Genomic DNA, 17,895 nt, shown 5'->3' with positions numbered 1-17,895 from the left:
CAAGTCTCCTAGCGTCCGGTCGCCCGGAACAGCTCCGTGCAGGCGCAGAGGATATGGTAGAACGACGTCGCCGGCGCAGGCTCGTCGACAAAGGTCCCGTCGGGACGCAACTTGTCGCGCCAGGCGCCCGCAGCCGGGGTCTGCAGATAGCGACGCAGCACCTCGGCGGCCTCGGTCTTGCCCGCCTCGTCGCCGAACAGCAGCTCGGCCTTCAAGTGCTCGGTCTGCGGCCACAGGCGCGCCGTCGCTTCGCGCACCGAGAAGTCGTCCCAGAGCTCGTTCATCACCACCTGACGGCCGGGGTCGATCCCGCGTCGGCCGGCGTCGTAGAGGCCGCGGGCCGCAGCCAGGGCGTCGGCGCGTCCGCGCAGGCGGCCCCACTTCTCCAGCAGCCAGGCCCACTCGAACTGGTGGCCCGGTTCGACGAGACGGCCGTCGTCGCCGTCCACCAATCGCCAGTCGGCGTCGAAGAACTCGCGCAGGAACCCGCCCTCCGGGTCGATGAACACCCGCAGCGCCATCTCGACGATCTCGTCGGCCAAGGCGTCCCAGACGCCGCCTTCGTTCTCCGCCCAGGCCAAGGCCCCCTCGAGCAGGTGCATGTGGGCGTTGGCCTGATACGGATAGGCGATGTTCTCGACGAAGCCGCCAGCCGGATTGCGCATCGAATCGAGACCGCTCAGCACGCCCAGCGCCACCTTGCGCAGGTCGAGCCGGTCTGGATCGACGCGGTGCAGGGTCGCCGTGCCCAGCAGCGCGAAGGCCTGATCATAGAGCATCGGCGTGTCGTCGAGCGGCGCGCCGTCGAGGCCCACCAGGGTGCGGAACAGGCCGTCCGACCGCAGGTAGCGATCCAGGAAGAAGTCCATCCCGTGCCAGGCAGCCTCGCGCCACGGGCCATCCCAGCCGAGCGCCCCGGCGGTGGCGAAGACGTAGGTCTGACGCCCTTGCACCCGCGCACGGCGCGGCCCTGGCCGCGGCTCGCCCTCGATGCTCAGCGCCTCGTGATAGCCGCCCCGCTCACGGTCGGCCCCGCGCGCCCACCACAGCGGCAGCGCGGCCTCGCGCACCCAGCGGTCATACCAGGCTCCGGCGGCGTCCAGGCTCTTGAAGGGGGCTTCGTCCCGAGGATCCACGCTCTCGTCCCGTCGCGGCGGCGAATCGACTTTCAATACTTCCAACCTCGTCCTCACGGCCCCTCGATAGCGCGTCGGGGCGTACGCGTCATCGCGATTGCGCCGCGGCCGGATAAGCGCAGCTTGAGGCGAAATTGCGGGAACGCGCGCCGCGACGCCAAATCCACCGGAAACCTTTCCTCAGGGCGAGGATGCTAGACAGATGCTCGGCGTCTCCACCGACGCCTCGGTCACCGCAAAGGCTTCGAAATGCTCGGACTGTTCAACGCCGCCGTCCTCAAGCTGAGGCTCTACCTGATGAAACGGCGCCAGTTCGACAACCTGGCGCTGCGCAAACTGTTCCGCGAGCGCTACGACATCGACATCGGCATGTACTCGTACGGCTGCTTCGATCAGTGGCGCATGCCCGGACCGATCCGTATCGGCCGCTACTGCTCATTCGCCAACACGGTCCGCTCGGCGCCGATCAACCATCCGCTGGACGCGCTGACCACGCACCCGGCGCTGTATGAGAAGAAGTTCGGCGTGGTGGACGCCGACATCACCTGGGACGAGCCGCTGATCGTCGAGGACGACGTCTGGGTCGCGCACAACGTGGTGATCCTGCCGAGCTGCAAGTTCATCGGCCGCGGGGCGGTGATCGGGGCCGGAGCCATCCTGACCAAGAACGTCGACCGCTACGCTGTGATGGTGGGCAATCCGGCGCGCAAGATCCGTGACCGTTTCGATCCCGAGCTGGCCGCGGCGATCGAGGCCACTCGCTGGTGGGAACTCGATACGCCCGAACTGCGGCGGCTCGTGCAGAGCCACGGCGAAATGGTCAATCACCCGAGCGTCGCGGCCCTGGAGGCCTGGCGCCGCGGACAGCCGGTCAGCGGCTAGCGGGCTTCAGGGTCCGCAACAGCCCGACCACCTCACCGATCGTTTCGCGCTCGCGCAGCGCGACCCCGGCGGCGATCGCCGCCAGCAGCGCCGCGAACAGCGCGGCGAGAGCGTAGTGGCCGGAATCCGCGGCGGCTGCGGCGCCGTAGATCACTGCAAACGACGCCGCGAACGCGGCCACGCGATCCCAGCCGTCCCAGCCGGGGAAACCGACGGCCCTGTTCAACAGCACCAGGGCCACGATCAGGGCGGTGAACTCGCCGATGATGAAGCCGATCAGCACGCCAGGCAGTCCGCCCAGCATCATGAACCCTGCGATCGCCGCCGGCAGCGCGACCAGACGCGCAATGTTGTTGATCATGACAATGCGGCTCACTCCGACGCCGAGCGCGACATTGGTCGGCCAGAGACGGATGAAGCGCGCAGCCTGCAGCATCCCGATCAGGGCGAGCACCGTCGCCGGAAGGTCGAAGGCCCTGCCGTAGAGCATCACGACCGCCACGGGGGCGACCAGCGCGAACCCGGCGGCGATGCCGAGCGCCAGCAGCACGGACCGCCCGGCCAGCCGATCTGCAGCCCGCTTCAGGTGAGCCGGATCACTCCTGGCCGCAGAGATGATGGGCAGGTTCGTGGCCCCTAGCACGCGGCTCACCATCGCCGCCGGCGAACTGACCAGCAGCAGCACCGCGGTGTAATGGCCAAGCTCGGTCACGCCCAGCTGATGGCCGATCAGCACGCGGTCGCCTTGCGAGCCGACGAACAGCAAGAGGCCGTTGACCACCAAAGGACCGGCGAACATCGCCAGCCTTCCGGCGTAGTCGCGGGAATAGCCGATCGCATACGGGCGTTTGGCGGTCAGGTGGGAGACGATCACCTGCGCCACCGGCCGGGCGATCAGGCCGTAGAGAATGGCCGTGAAATCACGCGTGTAGTAGGCGGCGATGATGATCGCCGCGGTGCTGACCAGTTCGGCGACGGCGATCCCCAGGGCTTCCGGCCGGAAGTCGTGCGCCCGTTGCGCCCGCCGGAAATCGAGGTGGACCCAGCCGCCGATGAGCGGCGCGGCCGCAAGCACCATCAGGCCAGTGGCGAGCGCGGGCTCGTCGTAGAGGCTCGCCATCGGGTAGGCCGCAATGAGCAGGCCGAGCGCGATGAATATGCCACGTCCCACGAAGACCAGCTGGACGAGCTTCTGGACAGCCGGCTTGTCGCCGTCGGGATCCTGGATCAGGAACCGGTCGCTGCCGTTGTCGCTGACGGACTCGAAGAACGACGACGTAAGGATCAGCAGCGCCGCGAGACCAAGCTGCTCTGGCCCCAGCAGCCGCGCCATGATCGTGTAGCGCGCCAGCGAGCACACCTGCGCGATTACGGACGCGGCGACATATGCTCTCGTGCCTTGGCGAATGACGGCGCCCTCAATCTTGCATCTATCCAGCCGCACCCCGCAGCTGGCACCTCACCCGCCCCGTCGTCGGCGCTCGCCGACGTTGGAGGCCAAGCTTACTCAGCCCGCAGCCGCTTCGAAGGTTCGGCGAAGCTCCGCCCGATAGACGCCGAGCAGGTCATCCACCTCACGCATTCCGGCGACGATATCGGCCGCCAGCTCCTGCCGCCGATCAAGACAGTCCTCCAGGTACCCCAGCGCCCCCTCGACATCGACGCCCGACGTGGGGATCATCCACTTGTACGCCAGCAATCCGAACAACCCGCTGAACTTTCGACTGTAGGCGACCGGCACGACGGGCGTGCCCGATGAAAACGCTCCGATACAAGCATGCATCCGGCCGGCGACCAGGAAGTCGAGGCTGGAAATATAAGACTTAGCGTCGGAAGGATTTGTGAAGTTCCCAACCCTCACCGTGGCGGGGAATTCAGTCGCAAGTTTGTCCGCGATCCGGCCATCGTCATCCCAGGCGTAGGCCTCGGCGGTGGCGTGCGGGACAAGGTGAACCTCGACGTCGTCTCGGGCCGCGGCACGGCCGATGAACCGGCGCATCAGATCGGCGTAGTCGACGCTCAGCCCGAAGCGGTTGCGGCCGCTCTCGGCCTCGTTGAACAGCAGCCCGGACACGTTCACGCCGAGCCGCAGCCGTGCGCCGCCTCGCTCTGCGCTGCGGTCGACATAGGGCAAGGCGAACGCCACATCGACCGACAGGGCGCCCTTGGCGGCCGGGGCCAGGCCGCGAAGCGCGTCGAGCGAGGCCTGGTCGCGGGCCAGCACGCTGTCGGCCCGCTTCAGGGCCACCGACGCCATCTGGCGATAAGGCGATCTCGTAAACGGACCGATCGTCTGCGGCGACAGGACCAGCGGCGTACGCGCGGCCAGCGCCTGCATCTTGGTCAGCCACAGGAACATGAAGCGGCGCAGGCCGTAGATGTCGGCGAAGCTGTCGCCTGCGCCGATGTCGAGAATGCAGTCCTGGTCGGCGATGACACGCAGCGCCCCGCTGGGATCCAGAAGGGTGCGGGTGCTGACCACGAATAGATCCGCCTCGGTCGGCGACACGTACACCGCCCCGTCGTCCCGCATGCCGATGATCGTGAAACGCGGCGTGAGGCCCATTTCCGTCGCGACCGTACGCACGATCGCCATGTTGGCGACCGTCAACGCCCCGACGCCGAGGTTGCCGGAGTTCGGCGAGTGCCACAGCAGGCCGATCTTGATCGCCTTGTCCGCCATCGCGTTCACTCTCAACTCCAGTACTGCCGCGGCTTCAGCCAGTGCGCCGCACCCGAGCGTCTCCGCCCGCACCTCAATATCGTCGCACCGCCGGCCGAGCGCCGTCGCCGGCGTCAGGCCTTGATGGCGTTCGCCAGTTGCGTCCCGATCAGCGCGTTGCGGCGCGAGGCCGGGGTCGCGGCCAGCAGGGCCGGCACGAACCGGTCGATCAGGCCGAACGCGCCCTTGGCATCCGAACCCAACGCCGAGAAGCGCACCAGCACGCCGTCAGGCACGTAGCCTTCCATCGCCGTCTTCAGACGCACCGAGCGTTGGTCGCCGGCGCTCTTGGGCAGGTACTCGCCCATCCGCGTCCAGTAAGTCACGTACTCGATCCGGTCCGCGCCCTTGGCGACGATCCGGCGCACCGGCAGTTCCGCGCCGCCCGGCAGCGCCATTTCCCCGGCTCGCACCGATTGCAGCTCGAACCCCAGGGCCGGGTAGCAGGACTCTGGCCGGTGCAACTGCAGCAGATCGCTCTGGGTGTCCCCATAGGCGATCAGCATCATGATCTGCTCGTCGGTCTCCAGGTCGCGATAGATGCGGCTGACCATCTCGCTGTAGAGCGTCGCGGCCAGACCCTCGGTGTTGGGCTGGACCAGGCCGTCGCTCTCTTCCGAGGACCACTGACCGAAGCGCACCGGCACGATCGCATCGATCTTGTCGCCTGACTTGACCAGGCTGAGACTGCGGCGCGGCTTGAGCCCGTAGGAGACGCCCGCGGCGCCCGCACAGGCGCCGAGGAACAGGAGTTCGCGACGCCCGATCATGCCGCCGCTCCCTTCAGCTTCAGCAGGCGCGACATCAGGTTGTCGACCGCGAAGACCAGCAGCAGCGCCGTCACGAACAGGAAGATGCCGGCGGCCATGTGCAGGAAGCCCTGGGCCACGGCGTCGCCGAAGAAGTAGGTCAGCAACACCAGCGTCACGATCCGGATGATGTTGGCAACGATGGCGATCGGGATCACCAGCGCCACCAGGAAGAGCGAGTAGCGCCACGACGCGTTGCGCAGCAGGTAGATGTAGAACAGGCTGATCGCCACCAGGCCGGTGATCGAGTTCATGCCCGAACAGGCGTCCTCCACCAGCAGTTGGTAGTGGCCGATCATCAGCGTGACGCCTTCACGGAAGACGGGAATGCCGACGGCCTGCAGGCCTTCGGTGGCCGCGAACGACACGAACAGCTTCAGCGGCGCGGTGATGCCGTCCATGAACCAGCCTGGCGGCGGGACCAGGAAGCCCAGATAGAACAGCGGAAACCAGTTGGTCAGCAGCACCCGCAGGCCGAAGCAGGCATAGAGCACCGACACCCCGACGCCATACAGCCCGATCACCTCAAGGCTGATGAAGTCATAGGCTCGGCCAAAGATGTAGAGGGCCAGCGACGCGGTCATCGCGGGAATGGTCAGCCAGTCGCTGCCAGGGACCGCCGCAGCGAGCATCTCGTCCCGTTTGCGCCAGAGCAGCCAGAGGCCGGTGACCAGAACGATGGGGCCATGCGCCCCGGATTCCTTGGACCAGACCTGCTCGCCCAGCGTGGCGATCGTCGGGATCGCCAGCAGCGCCATACCCAGCGCGACAACCCAAGACGGGGTGATCGCGAACCGGGAACGCGGCGCGTTTTCTGATACTGCGGAGGCCACTGATCAGCCTTCGTTCATCACCGTGCCGACGATGCGGGCGCGGTCTTCATTCAGTTGGGCGGCCAGGGCCTGCATGTCGCCGACGAAGCTGCGGTTCCGGCGCACCACGATCAGGCTGTAGCCGACGACCGTGCTGATGCGGCGCGCGTCGGCGCAGCTGTTGGCCGCCGGCGTGTCGATGATCGTCATGTCAAAGTCGCGCAGTTGCTGGTCGACCAGGTCCTTGAACCGATCGCTTGCGAGCAGTTCCTGGGCGTCCGGAGCGGCGCCGCCCGAGAACATCACCGACAGGTTCGGCAACACCGACGACTGGATGACGCCGTCCAGCGGCTCCTCCGAGCTCAGCGCCTGGAACAGGCCGATCACCGGCTTGGTGGGACGAATGAGGTCCTGAACGGTCGGGCGTCGCAGGTCGCCGTCGATCAGCAGCGTATTGACGCCGATCTGCGACAGCGCCACGGCGAGATTGACCGCGGTGAACGTGCAGCCGACGCCGCTGCTCGGTCCGCAGATCGCCAGGCCGCGCCGACCGTCGTCGACGTGCTGGGCCATGATGTGCGTGCGCAGGGTGCGGATGGCCTCGGCCTGCTCGCCATGCGGGGCCGACAGGCTGACGACCGAGGGCGCAAACGAGTAGGCGCCCTCGCCGCCCCGGGGCGACCCGGCCTCGCCGATGGAGGCGCCGCCGAGGGGGGTGGCTTCATTTGTCCGAGGCACTTGCGTTTCCTTGCTCATGCGTTCGCAAATTTACGACGCGCCGGCCCCCGGGCGCCGCCGGTCGGCAGCGACATCCCCAGGAAGCTGGGCGGCTTGCGCGGCCCGGCGATCACCGCCAGCAGCGGCGCGTCGATGATCGAGGTGACGTCCTCGGCCCCGCGGACGCGGCGGCCGAACAGCTCGATGAGCAGCGACACCAGCACGCCGAAGCCGAGGCCGAAGCCCAGGGCGCCGAACATGATCAGCGGAATGTTGGGGAAGCTGGGGTTCTGCGGGGTCACCGCGCTGCCGAGCGGCACCAGATTGGTTTCGCCGACCTCGGCTTCCTGACGCAGTTCGGCGGTGCGCGCCGCGGCCTTCTCGAACTGCGAGCGGCGCAGATCGACTTCGGCCTGCAGTTGGCGCAGGCGCTCGACCTGATCACGCTGGCCGATGACCTTGTTCTTCTGGCGCTCCAGCGCACCGGCGCTGACCGCGTTAGCCCCGGCCATGGCGCCGACGGCGGACCGCTCCTGGGCGACCTGCTGGGCCATCACGGCGCGTTGCTGACGCATTGCGATCAGGTCGGGGTGGTTCGGACCCAGCACCCGCGAGGCCTGGGCGATCGAAGCGTCGATCTGGGCCAGTTGCATGGCCGAGGCCGACGGGCCGGCGATCACCGGGGCGGCGGAGGCCGCGGAAGCCGCCGCCAACGCACTCAGCTTGGCGCTTTCGATATCGGGGCCGCCGTCCTGCAGCACGATGCCGGTTTGCTTTTCGTAGGCGGTCTTGGACGCTTCGGCCGTGACCAGGACCGACTTGGCCTTCACCGTCTGGGCGTCATACCACTCGGCGGTGCGGCGCGCGGACTCGCGGCGGAAAGCCAGGCTGGTGTCGATGTAGGCCTTGCGCAGGGCGTCGGCGACGGTGCGCGCGGATTCCGGCGAGTTCGAGGTGTAGCTGATCTCTAGGATGTTGCTGCCCTCGATCAACGAGGCGCCAGTTCCGTCGATGACGCGCTGAGCGGCCCAGCGACGGAAGTCGCGGTCGTCGCCCGGCCCGCGCATGTCGTACTGCGTGATCAGGTTGGGATCTTGCAGCCAGCCGAGGTCCTCGACCACCTGGCCGGCGACGCGGTAGTCCTTGATCAGCTCGATCTGGGTCTTGGTGTAGGCCCGCGCGAAGCTGGGCGCGGCGGTGACCTGACCGGTCACCGGGTCCGGCTTCACGAGGTCCATCATGACCCGCGAATAGGCCGAGTACCGCGGCGGCACGATCAGGGTGACGATGAACGCGCCCAGCACGCAGCTGACCGTCGCCGCGATGGTCACCCACCGCCGGGCCCAAAGGATCCTGAGGAACTGGATAATGCTCATTGCCTGTCTCCGGCCCCCAAAGCCGCCTTAGAACAAACGCTCGCCGATGACGATCACGTCGCCCGGCTCGACCTTGTCGTCGAGATTGACCTTCAGTTTCGTGCCCGCACGGGTGACCTGCAGACGGCGGTCCGAACCCGCCGGGCCAAGGCCGCCGGCCTTGGCGATCGCCAGGCGATAGGTGAGCCCCGTGGCCACCGGGTACGATCCCGGCGAATTGACCTGGCCGCTGATGTAGAAGAGCTCGGCTTGCGGGGCGAAGATCTTGTCGCCGGCCGCGACGACCGGGTCCTGCGACGGGTCGCCCGTCGCCAGATCCTTGATCAGCAGGCGCTTCTCGGCGCTGCCGTCCGCGGGACGCAGGACGATGTAATCCGCACCGGCAGCATTGACGCCGCCGACCCGCGCCAGGATTTCCGACAGCCGGTAGGAGCGGTTGACCGTGACCAGGCCCGGCGAGGTGACCGCGCCCAGGACGGTGACGTAGCGGCTCGAGTAGGAGACCACTTCCACGTTGACGATCGGGCTGGCGAAGTAGCCGCCCGCCTGCAGCGCCGCGCGCACCTGTTCGCTGAGGGCGCGGGCCGTACGATCACCGGCCGCGATACGCCCGATCAGCGGCAGCTGGATGGTGCCGTCGGCCCCGATGCGCGCGCGGGTCTTGAAGTCGGCCCGGCCCAGCACCTCGACATCGACCACATCGTCGGCGCCGAGGATGTAGTCAGGCGACGGCGCCGGCTGCGCGTCAGGCGCAGCCATCGACGGGCCGACGGCCGGAGCCATCGCCGGACCTGCCGCAGGGTTGGTCGCCTGCGCCTGCGCGCTCAGCGGCACAGCGAGAGCAGTCCCGATGACGACAATCAGTTTGAGCAGGCTATTGCGCATGGTCAGGCCTCAGTCCGATTAAAACGCGACCCCCGCCGACAGCGCGACGACGGTCCGATCATAGGTGTACTGCGGGGCGTTGGCGTCCCGATCCTCGTAACGCGCATTCAGGGTCCAACGGATCCGCTCGCTTTGCGCAAACGTGACGCCCCCGAACACGGCGTAGCTCTGGGAATCCGTCAGCACCGGGAACAGGGAGGCGAATGAGCCGTCCGTTTCGGTGTCCACGAACTCCGTCCCGGCCGACAGTGCAATTCGCGAGCCAAGATCGTAGTCGGCCGTAAGGCGATAGTTGGTCGCGATCGAGTAGAGGCCGCCGATGCTGCTGGCCGGCACGACCGCACGGCCCATGCTGAATTCGGTCCGCAGGCGCGTCGTCGGGCGATAGATCAGATCGACGCTCCAGGTCGAACCTTCGAAATCGCTGTTGGCGATTAGGCTGTCGGTCTCGACCGTGGTGTAGCCGTAGTTGATGACGCCCTGCAGGCGGCTGCTGATCCGACGCTCGAACGACACGCCCAGGGTCGTGGTCTGGTAGCCGCTGGCCGAGGTCGGCAGGAGGCGGTTCGGATAATCGGTGTCGGAGTAGCCCGCATAGAGCGTGAGCGTTCCCAGGGCGGGACGCGAATAGGTCACGCCGACGGTGCCGTCCCACGTCTCTGAATCATTTTGGAACACGACGGCGTTGCTGTTCTCGGACCAGGTCTTGTGGGCCGCAGCCGTGACGCCGAGGCCGGTGCCGCGGGTGCAGGCGACGGTCGCGCCGAGCGAGCTGCTGTCGATGGCGTTCTCGGAGTCCACCAGGGTGACGGTCTGAATGTTCGCCTGGCCATGGTGGAACGATCCGCCGAGCTGGCCCTCGCAGGGACCGAAGCGCAGGTTGGCCCCGCCTTCGAAATCCAGGTTCTCGGTGTCGAGCTGGGTGTTCTTGTCGTGGAAGTCGTAGCCCACGCTGCCCCGCAGATAGAGCGACTGGCGGCTGACCGGCAGCAGCACGTCGGCCGTCACCGCGGGACTGAAGATGGTGTCCTCTCGCTGGATGCCGCGGATCGCCGCGGTCGCCGCGTCCGAGCGGGAGACGTTGCTGTCGTGCACGACCGTCGCCTGGACGCCGAACTTGACGCTTCGCGTCTCTTGCGCGAGCGCAGGCGTCGCCAACGCCACCACGCCAAGCAAACTACCGCAGACGAACTTTCCGTAATGCATGCGCGTGCCCCCCAATTCGTAACGCCTTCTGACAGGCCCGAAGCCCTTCAGAGAGATAGCGCCCGCGATTTGCGCGTGCACTAACAAAGTAGGCTGAAGTTTGTGAACAATCTGCTGATGAGCAGTTCGGTTAACTAGCGCTTTCCAAGCAGTACCCGGCGCATCGTTCCAACCAGATTGCGCGCGGCCTCCGCCGGCGGCGCGAGCCGCGCCGCGGTCGAAACCTCGGTCCCCCGCATGTCCGGCTTGGGCTGCAAGGTGGCGCTGAGCGCGCCCAGCCGCGCACGCACCAGGCGCTTTCGGCGCGCTTGCGACGGCTGCATCAGGTCAATCTCGCCGATCTCGAGCGGCTCGGCGCTCAAGACGCCGTCGTCGACCGCGCGCTGGAACATTTCGGCGCCCACCGGCGAGCGCACCACGATCAGGCTGCGGCCATCCTGTTCTTCGAAGCTCGGATAACCGCTCTCACCGCCATACCAGGCATCGGCGCAAGCGATGTCCGCCGCTCCGCCGACCGCGTCCGGGCAGATCTTGCAGCGGAACTGCACTTCCTTCGAGAGGTGGCCGCCCCAACTGTCGGCATAGGACATTTTCGCGACCCGGCCGTCATGCGTGGTCGCCGCCGCTGTTCCGGGCCAGCCCTGGCCGCGGAAGCGGAACGCCGCCACGTCCTCGAACGACACCTCCATCGCCTTCAGGATCCGGTGCACGCCGTCATGGCTGGGCATGCCGCCGCAGAAGAACGACAGCATCAGCGGCACGTGCTGATCGACACGCGGATCGTGCAGCGCGAGCCGACGCAACGCCGAGACGTCGCAGGGCTTGCCCACGAAAGCCATGCGCCCGCCGGCGGCCAGCGCCTCGTCGATGCCGCTCAGCGGCGAAGAGGCCGTGTAGCGCGAACCGGCGCCAGCCAGAATTTCCTGCGGCGTCGTCGAACAGACCGTAACGTTGCCGGTGGGATTTTCGGGATCGGCCTTGATGTGAACCACCCGGTCGACAAAGCCGCTGGCGAGGGCGTGGATCAGGATCGCCGAAATCGCACCGCCGGACGAGCCTTCGAAGCGCACGGCCTCGTCAGTGGCGAAGCCGGTCCAGACCCCGCGCCACGGTCCCCAGTAGGGATGCATGTTCGCATCGCGATCCCAGGCGGCGACGACCGCGCCGGGGCAAGACCCCGCTATGGCCCGCTCGGCCTCGGAGGAAATCGGCGCGGACTGCACCGGCCGGCTATAGCCGGGCGGCGTCATCTGCATCGTGATCGCACCCTCGGACACGGATGCGCAAAGCCCACACCCCGTGCAGAGCTGCCCACGAAGCACGCGTTCGACGGTTGGTGACGCCGGCAAGGCCATACTGGTTTCCCTGACCGCGCCGAGCGCGCGCGACCTCGCTACAACAAAAAAAGGTTTCGCGGCGGTTTAGCGGCGACTGGCCGACGAATATCAAGCCACGTAGTAACCCGTCTTTAGATGTCTGAGTGGTAACGAGAGATTTCCCGCGTGAACAGTGATGGCGAGACGGTGGCGGTTTCAGACGTCGTAGCTGCGGAAGCGGCGCCCGCCAGCGGCGCGAAGCCGGCAGGCCGTCGCCTGCGGCTGTGCCTCGCCGCCTCGGGCGGCGGCCACGTCCGCCAACTGCTCGACCTCGAGAGCATCTGGTCGAAGCACGACTATTTCTTCGTCACCGAGGACACCGCGCTGGGCGCAACACTCGCCCAAACGCATCGCACGCACTTCGTCCCGCACGTGGCGATAGGCCAGGCGCGGCTCGGCGCCCCATGGCGGATGGTCCGCGCCGGGATCAGCAATTTCTTTCGCTCGGCGTCGATCATCGCCCGCGAACGTCCGGACGTCGTCATCTCGACGGGCGCGGGAGCAGTGTTCTTCGCGGTCGCCTGGGCGCGGCTGCGCGGCGCGCGGACAGTGGTCATCGACTCGTTCGCACGCTTCGACCGCCCGTCGCTGTTCGCCCGTATCGCCGCCCCGATCGCCGACGACATGGTGGTGCAATCGAAGGCGCTGGCCTCGCACTTCCCCAAGGCCAAGGTGTTCGATCCCTTCCGGCTGCTGGACGCCGCGCCGCCGCCCAAGCGGCCGCTGCTGTTTGCGACCGTCGGCGCCACCCTCCCCTTCGAGCGCCTCGTCTCGTCTGTCGCCGAACTGAAGGCGCGCGGCGATCTGTCGGAAGAGGTCATTATCCAGACCGGCGTCGGCGCCCCGCAGCCCGAGGGCGTGACCGCGGTCGAGACCCTGCCCTTCGACAAGATCCAGCAACTGCTCACGGAAGCCGACATCGTCGTCTGCCACGGGGGCACCGGTTCGCTGATCACGGCGCTGCGCCAAGGCTGCCGGGTGATCGCTTTCCCTCGGTTGCTGGAAAAGGGCGAGCACTACGACAACCACCAGGCCGAGATCACGAGCGCCTTCGCCGCCCGCGGCCTGATCGAGGTCGCCAACGACGCCGACGAACTGGCTGCAGCGATCGCGCGCATCAAATCCCGGCCGCCGGTGCTGGCGACCACCGATCCGAGCGAACTGATCGGCTATCTCGACGGCGTCCTCGACGAGGAGCGCCGCAGGCGTAGGTCGAAAACGCAAAAAGCGTGACGACCGCTGGGGCCGTCACGCTTTTCGGTAGCGTGGTTCGGATGCCCCGAACCTGGGCATGGCGCCCAGGTCCGGGGAAGTCCGAAGGAGCCGCTTAGAGCGCGAACTCCGAGCCATCCAGGCTGTGAACGCCCGTCAGCTTGATGTGCAGGTCAGCCACCTTGTCGCCATTCATGTCGCCATAGACGTGAGTTTCGCCGTTGGTGACTTCGTAGCGGAGTTGGCCGGCCTGGCCGCTGAACGCCTTGGTCCCGATGAAGGCGAACTTGTCGTTCGCCGCCGTCTTGGTGTTGGCGTCCAGCTCGCTGAGCAGGATCTTGTCGCCCTGCGCCTTCGAGAAGTCCGTGATCAGGTCGGTCGACCCGAGGTCGGCCGGACGGAACACGAAGTTGTCGGCGCCAGCGCCGCCGGTCAAGGTGTCGGCGCCCGGGCCGCCTTCCAGGCGGTCGTTGCCGGCGCCGCCCAGCAGGACGTCATTGCCGTCGCCGCCGGTCAGCGTGTCGTTGCCGTTGCCGCCGTCGAGACGGTCGGAGCCGGCGTCGCCCAGCAGACGGTCATTGCCGTCGCCGCCCGACAGGGTGTCGTTGCCTTCACGACCGCGCAGGATGTCATCGCCGCCCAGACCCGACAGGTTGTCGGAGCCGGTGGTGCCGGAGATGTCGTTCGCCAGATCGTTGCCGGTGCCCGACGTCGCGCCGTCCTGCAGCTTCAGGTTCTCGACGTTGTCGGTCAGCTTGTAGTTCACCGACGCATAGACCGTATCGGTCCCACCATTCGCAGACTCGACGACCTTATCGTCGGCGTCCTTGATGATGTAGGTGTCGTTGCCGGCCCCACCGATCAGGACGTTGGCGCCCTTACCGCCGGTCAGCACGTCGTCACCAGCGCCGCCTTCCAGCTGCATGTTCTCCTTGCCGCTGACCGTCAGACGGTCGGCGCCGGAGGTGCCCTTCACGATGGTCAGCGAACCACCGTCAGAACCCGAGCCGCTTTCCGTACCCGAACCGCCGTCCGAACCGGAACCACCGTCCGAGCCGGAGCCCGTACCCGGATCGGGATTAGGCGTCGGATCCGGGGTCGGAACCGGGGTCGGATCGGGCGTCGGATCCGGAGTCGGGGTCGGCGTCGGAGCACCGCCCGGCAGCGGGAAGGTCGAGATCGCGCCGGCTTCACCCTCGTGCGCCTTCACCCAGGCGTCGATCTTGGCGATCTCCGCAGAGGTCAGGGCCTTGATGGTGACGTTGCCGCTGTTCGCCGTCGTGGTCGTGCCGCTCAGGTTGAAGCTGGCGGCTTCGTTGTTGGTGATCTTGGCATTGGTCGAGTTGGCGATCCGGATCCACGACGTCATGTCGCCATAGGGCGCGACAGTGTTGCCGTCGACGGTCAGGCCGTTGGTGTTGGACACCATGATGCCGTTGTACATGCCGCCCACGACCACGTTGTCGGTCACGGTCACGTTCTTGTAGCCGATGCCGGCCTGGTCGGTGATGAAGATGCCCTGGATGATGCCGCCTTCACCGCGCGCAACCACGTTGCCGCTGACCACGATGTTCTGCGCAGCCGAGGTGGCGCCGCGGGTCAGGAACTGAACGGCGTCCGGGTGGTCGCCGGTGGCCGGGGCGAAGTCGTGGAAGGAGTTGTTGAGAACCTGCACGTTGGACGTACCCACGGCGATCACGCCGTCAGCACGCATGTCATGCATGTTGTTGCCTTCGACGCGGACGCCGTTGCTGTTCATCATGCTGACGCCGTGCGCGAGCTCGTGGAACTCCGAGTTCGTCACCTTCACGTTCGAGCTTTCACGGATCAGCATCGCCGACTGGTCATCGCCGGGGTTGTTGTTCAGCGAGCCGTGGAAGTTGATGTTGTCGAACGAGATGTTCTTCGAGCTGTTGACCTGGGTGTTCCACACCGTGGACGGATTGCTGTAATCCATGTGCAGGTTCTCGAAGGAGAGCCCTTGGCTGTTGGCCACGGTCAGACCCGTCAAGGTCGCTGGATTACCCGCATCCTTCGAGGTGATCGTCACCGTACCGTCGAAGACAATGCCCTTCAGATTGACATTGCCGTAGTTGCCGGCCGAAAGAAGGATAGTATCGCCCGCCTTAGCAGTCGTAAGAGCGGCACGCAGCGAATCTGCACTATTAACAGTAATATTAGTCACGTAGGGAGACCCTCACTATTGGTGGCCAAAGTCCGGTACACTTGCGTGCACCAAAGCCACTGAATGTGAGCGTCTATCTACATACTCAGATTGCGCCCATCCAGGTGACGGAACGTCGCAACAATCCTGCAATGTCGCGAATTTAGACTGTCATATACCTGGATAGTGACGGTTGATTCGCGTCCAAGACATGTCACAAATCGGGCAGAATCCGGGCGAACAGCGACTAATCTTCAGTTCTCCTTTCGAACGACCAAAAGAAAACCCGCCGCTGCGGGGGACGCAGCGGCGGGATGGTGTTCGAACTCGGTTTTCAGCTCACTCAGAGCATGAAATCGGCGGCCGTGAGCTTGCTGACACCCACCACGTTTATCTCGAAGTCGGCGATGCGGTCGCCGTTCATGTCGCCGTAAACGTGTGCGTCCCCGTTAATGACCTGGAACCGCAACTCGCCCGCCTTGCCGCTGAAGGCGCTGGTGCCGATGAACGTGAATTTGTCGTTCGCGGCGGTGTTGGTGTTGGCGTCCAGCTCGGCGAGCAGGATCCGATCGCCCTGAGCCGACGAGAAGCCCTCGATCCGGTCCACGCCGACCAGGTCGCCCGGACGGTAGACAAAGCTGTCCGCACCGGAGCCGCCGACCAGCGTGTCGGCGCCGGGCCCGCCCTCGAGACGGTTGTCGCCGGCCCCGCCGATCAGGACGTCGTTGCCTTCGCCGCCATACAGGCTGTCATTGCCCGCCCCGCCGTCCAGGCGGTCGTCGCCGGCGTCGCCGTAGAGCTGGTCCGCGCCGTCGCCGCCGCTGATCGTGTCGTTGCCTTCACGCCCCCGCACGGTGTCGTCGCCGCCCAGACCCGACAGATTGTCCGCCTGGGTCGTGCCGGTGATGATGTTGGCTAGCCCGTTGCCCACGCCGACGGTCGCGCCTTCCTGCAGCTTCAGGTTCTCGACGTTGGCGCTGAGCGTGTGGTTGACGTAGGCGTAGACGAGGTCGGTCCCGCCATTCGCGCCCTCGACGATCACGTCGTCGCTGTCGCGGATGATGTAGGTGTCGTCGCCGGCCCCGCCGATCAGCGTGTTGGCGCCCGCACCACCGGTCAGCACGTCGTTACCCGCGCCGCCTTCCAGCTGCATGTTGGCCTTGCCGGTGACGGTCAGGCGGTCATCGCCAGCCGTGCCGGCGAGCACGATCACGGCGGTCTCCACCGGAGCCGGATCCTTGACGACCGGCGCCGTCGGCGTCGACGTGGTCGGCGCGGTCGGCGTGGTGGGAACCGTCGGAGTGGTCGGCGTGGTCGGGACCGTCGGGGCGGTCGGGGTCGTCGGCGTGATCGGGGCCGCGCCGTCCAGCATGCCCACCAGGCCGCTCGAAACGTCGGTGTTCGTGGCCAGCCAGGTCTTCAGGCTGGCGATCTGCTCAGACGTCAGCGGCTGCAGGACGACGTCGCCGGTCTGCGTCAGGGCGGAGTTGCCCTGCAGGATGTAGGCGCCCGCCTGATTGTTGCTCATCTGGACGTTGGTCGAGTCGCCGACCCGGATCCACGACTTCTGATCGCTGTAGGAGGCCACGACGTTGCCGTCGATGACGACGCCGTTGGCCATCGCCACCATGATGCCGTTGTACATGCCGCCGGTCACGACGTTGTCGGTCACCGTCACCCGGTCATAGCCGAGCCCGATCTGGTCGGTGATGAACACGCCCTGGATGATGCCGCCATCGCCGCGCGTGATCAGGTTGCCGCTCACCAGGATGTCGTGAGCCTTCTCGGTCGTGCCGCGGGTCAGGAACTGGATCGCGTCCGGATGGTCGCCGTCGGCCGGATAGAAGTCCGTGAAGACGTTGCCGACGATCTGCACGTTCGAGGTCCCCGCCCCCATCACCCCGTCGGAACGCAGGTCGTGGAAGCTGTTGGCCTCGATGCGAACGCCGTTGCTGTTCATCATGCTGACGGCGTGGGAGAACTCTTGGAACTCCGACCCGACCACCTTGACGTTCTCGCTGCCGCGGATCAGCAGCGCGTTCTGGTCGTCGGCAGGGTTGCCGTTCAGCGAACCATGGAAGTCGAGATTGTTGAGCTCGATGTTCTTCGAGCTGACGATCTGGGCGTTCCAGACCGTCCACGGCGAACTGAAGTCCATGTGCAGGTTCTGGAAGGTCAGGTTCTCGCTGCCCGTCACCACCAGGCCGGTAAAGGTCGCCGGATTGCCGGGATCCTTCGAGGCGATGGTCACCGTGCCGTCGAACACGAGGTTCTTGATCTGGACGTTTGAGTAGTTGCCAGCCTCAAGAAGGATCGTATCGCCAGACTTGGCGGCGTTAAGCGCCGCGGTCAGGGATTGAGCGCTATTCGCCGTGAGTATCACGATATCTCTCCGCCACCAGATCCGCACTCGCGCTGTGTATTGGCGAGTACGGGATGCCCCGTTGTGGACTTATGAGTAGCAACAAGCCGCTTGAACCGGCCTTAATCAGCTAGGTTAATTGCGCGATAACATAAACATCTGGAAACCATACGCTCCGACGCCTTGCAGGCGCACGGAATGGCGCCGCCCCGGCGGGCGCCAGGGCGGTCGATCGC

Annotated in this window: 14 protein-coding genes; 2 read left to right on the top strand and 12 right to left on the bottom strand. The window is 66.5% G+C overall.

Going from position 1 to position 17,895, the window contains the following annotated elements:
• Positions 1-8 precede the first annotated feature (8 nt).
• Positions 9-1,136: an AGE family epimerase/isomerase gene (locus ACSQ2H_RS06510; RefSeq protein ID WP_436060636.1), complete on the bottom strand. Its 1,128-nt coding sequence runs from the start codon at positions 1,134-1,136 to the stop codon at positions 9-11.
• Between the two features lie 249 nt (positions 1,137-1,385).
• Here ACSQ2H_RS06510 and ACSQ2H_RS06505 point away from each other — a divergent pair, with 249 nt between their 5' ends.
• On the top strand, positions 1,386-2,018 hold the full coding sequence (locus ACSQ2H_RS06505) for a CatB-related O-acetyltransferase (protein ID WP_436060635.1): 633 nt from the start codon (positions 1,386-1,388) through the stop codon (positions 2,016-2,018).
• On the opposite strand, the gene ACSQ2H_RS06500 is transcribed toward ACSQ2H_RS06505, so the two are convergent.
• The 9 genes from ACSQ2H_RS06500 to ACSQ2H_RS06460 all read right to left on the bottom strand — a co-directional run bounded on the left by ACSQ2H_RS06500 (position 2,008) and on the right by ACSQ2H_RS06460 (position 11,900).
• Positions 2,008-3,462 (bottom strand): oligosaccharide flippase family protein, encoded by a 1,455-nt coding sequence (locus ACSQ2H_RS06500; RefSeq protein WP_436060634.1) that lies wholly within the window; start codon positions 3,460-3,462, stop codon positions 2,008-2,010. The two genes, ACSQ2H_RS06505 and ACSQ2H_RS06500, sit on opposite strands and share 11 nt — an antisense overlap.
• 63 nt (positions 3,463-3,525) lie before the next feature.
• Complete coding sequence (locus ACSQ2H_RS06495; protein WP_436060633.1) at positions 3,526-4,773, bottom strand: polysaccharide pyruvyl transferase family protein; 1,248 nt, start codon at positions 4,771-4,773, stop codon at positions 3,526-3,528.
• 41 nt (positions 4,774-4,814) lie between these two features.
• Positions 4,815-5,510, bottom strand: coding sequence for an exosortase-associated protein EpsI, V-type (epsI, locus tag ACSQ2H_RS06490; protein ID WP_436060632.1), 696 nt, complete (start codon positions 5,508-5,510; stop codon positions 4,815-4,817).
• Positions 5,507-6,382, bottom strand: coding sequence for an exosortase V (gene xrtV, locus ACSQ2H_RS06485; RefSeq protein WP_436060631.1), 876 nt, complete (start codon positions 6,380-6,382; stop codon positions 5,507-5,509). Before xrtV ends, epsI begins: the two co-directional genes overlap by 4 nt.
• Before the next feature lie 3 nt (positions 6,383-6,385).
• Complete coding sequence (locus tag ACSQ2H_RS06480; protein ID WP_436060630.1) at positions 6,386-7,099, bottom strand: CpsD/CapB family tyrosine-protein kinase; 714 nt, start codon at positions 7,097-7,099, stop codon at positions 6,386-6,388.
• Between the two features lie 14 nt (positions 7,100-7,113).
• On the bottom strand, positions 7,114-8,454 hold the full coding sequence (locus tag ACSQ2H_RS06475) for a Wzz/FepE/Etk N-terminal domain-containing protein (RefSeq protein ID WP_436060629.1): 1,341 nt from the start codon (positions 8,452-8,454) through the stop codon (positions 7,114-7,116).
• Between the two features lie 27 nt (positions 8,455-8,481).
• Positions 8,482-9,339 (bottom strand): SLBB domain-containing protein, encoded by an 858-nt coding sequence (locus ACSQ2H_RS06470; RefSeq protein ID WP_436060628.1) that lies wholly within the window; start codon positions 9,337-9,339, stop codon positions 8,482-8,484.
• Between the two features lie 18 nt (positions 9,340-9,357).
• Positions 9,358-10,545: a hypothetical protein gene (locus ACSQ2H_RS06465; RefSeq protein WP_436060627.1), complete on the bottom strand. Its 1,188-nt coding sequence runs from the start codon at positions 10,543-10,545 to the stop codon at positions 9,358-9,360.
• A gap of 134 nt (positions 10,546-10,679) precedes the next feature.
• Positions 10,680-11,900 carry a Coenzyme F420 hydrogenase/dehydrogenase, beta subunit C-terminal domain gene (locus ACSQ2H_RS06460; RefSeq protein WP_436060626.1) on the bottom strand — a complete coding sequence of 407 codons (1,221 nt, stop codon included), beginning with the start codon at positions 11,898-11,900 and terminating at the stop codon, positions 10,680-10,682.
• Between the two features lie 147 nt (positions 11,901-12,047).
• On the opposite strand from ACSQ2H_RS06460, the gene welK reads away from it, so the two are divergent.
• A complete protein-coding gene (gene welK, locus ACSQ2H_RS06455) occupies positions 12,048-13,154 on the top strand; it encodes a beta-1,4-glucuronosyltransferase WelK (RefSeq protein WP_436060625.1) in 1,107 nt (368 codons plus the stop codon).
• Positions 13,155-13,248: 94 nt separating this feature from the next.
• Here the strand turns inward: welK and ACSQ2H_RS06450 are convergent, their stop codons facing one another.
• Together ACSQ2H_RS06450 and ACSQ2H_RS06445 are read right to left on the bottom strand one after the other, a co-directional pair.
• A complete protein-coding gene (locus ACSQ2H_RS06450) occupies positions 13,249-15,183 on the bottom strand; it encodes a right-handed parallel beta-helix repeat-containing protein (RefSeq protein ID WP_436060624.1) in 1,935 nt (644 codons plus the stop codon).
• A gap of 457 nt (positions 15,184-15,640) precedes the next feature.
• Entirely contained in the window at positions 15,641-17,680 is a 2,040-nt protein-coding gene (locus ACSQ2H_RS06445; protein ID WP_436060623.1) for a right-handed parallel beta-helix repeat-containing protein, read from the bottom strand.
• Positions 17,681-17,895 lie beyond the last annotated feature (215 nt).

The sequence above is a fragment of the Phenylobacterium sp. LjRoot97 genome (genome assembly GCF_964254345.1).
GTDB lineage: Bacteria > Pseudomonadota > Alphaproteobacteria > Caulobacterales > Caulobacteraceae > Phenylobacterium.
The sequence above is the reverse complement of the archived record's forward strand: the minus strand, read 5'-3'. Positions and strand labels throughout refer to the sequence as shown.

Bases quoted from the DNA above. Each gene is read 5' to 3' on its own strand.
- ACSQ2H_RS06505 (WP_436060635.1), top strand. From the start codon at position 1,386: ATGCTCGGACTGTTCAACGCCGCCGTCCTCAAGCTGAGGCTCTACCTG.
- epsI (WP_436060632.1), bottom strand. From the start codon at position 5,510: ATGATCGGGCGTCGCGAACTCCTGTTCCTCGGCGCCTGTGCGGGCGCC.
- ACSQ2H_RS06475 (WP_436060629.1), bottom strand. From the start codon at position 8,454: ATGAGCATTATCCAGTTCCTCAGGATCCTTTGGGCCCGGCGGTGGGTG.
- ACSQ2H_RS06470 (WP_436060628.1), bottom strand. From the start codon at position 9,339: ATGCGCAATAGCCTGCTCAAACTGATTGTCGTCATCGGGACTGCTCTC.
- ACSQ2H_RS06465 (WP_436060627.1), bottom strand. From the start codon at position 10,545: ATGCATTACGGAAAGTTCGTCTGCGGTAGTTTGCTTGGCGTGGTGGCG.
- ACSQ2H_RS06460 (WP_436060626.1), bottom strand. From the start codon at position 11,900: ATGGCCTTGCCGGCGTCACCAACCGTCGAACGCGTGCTTCGTGGGCAG.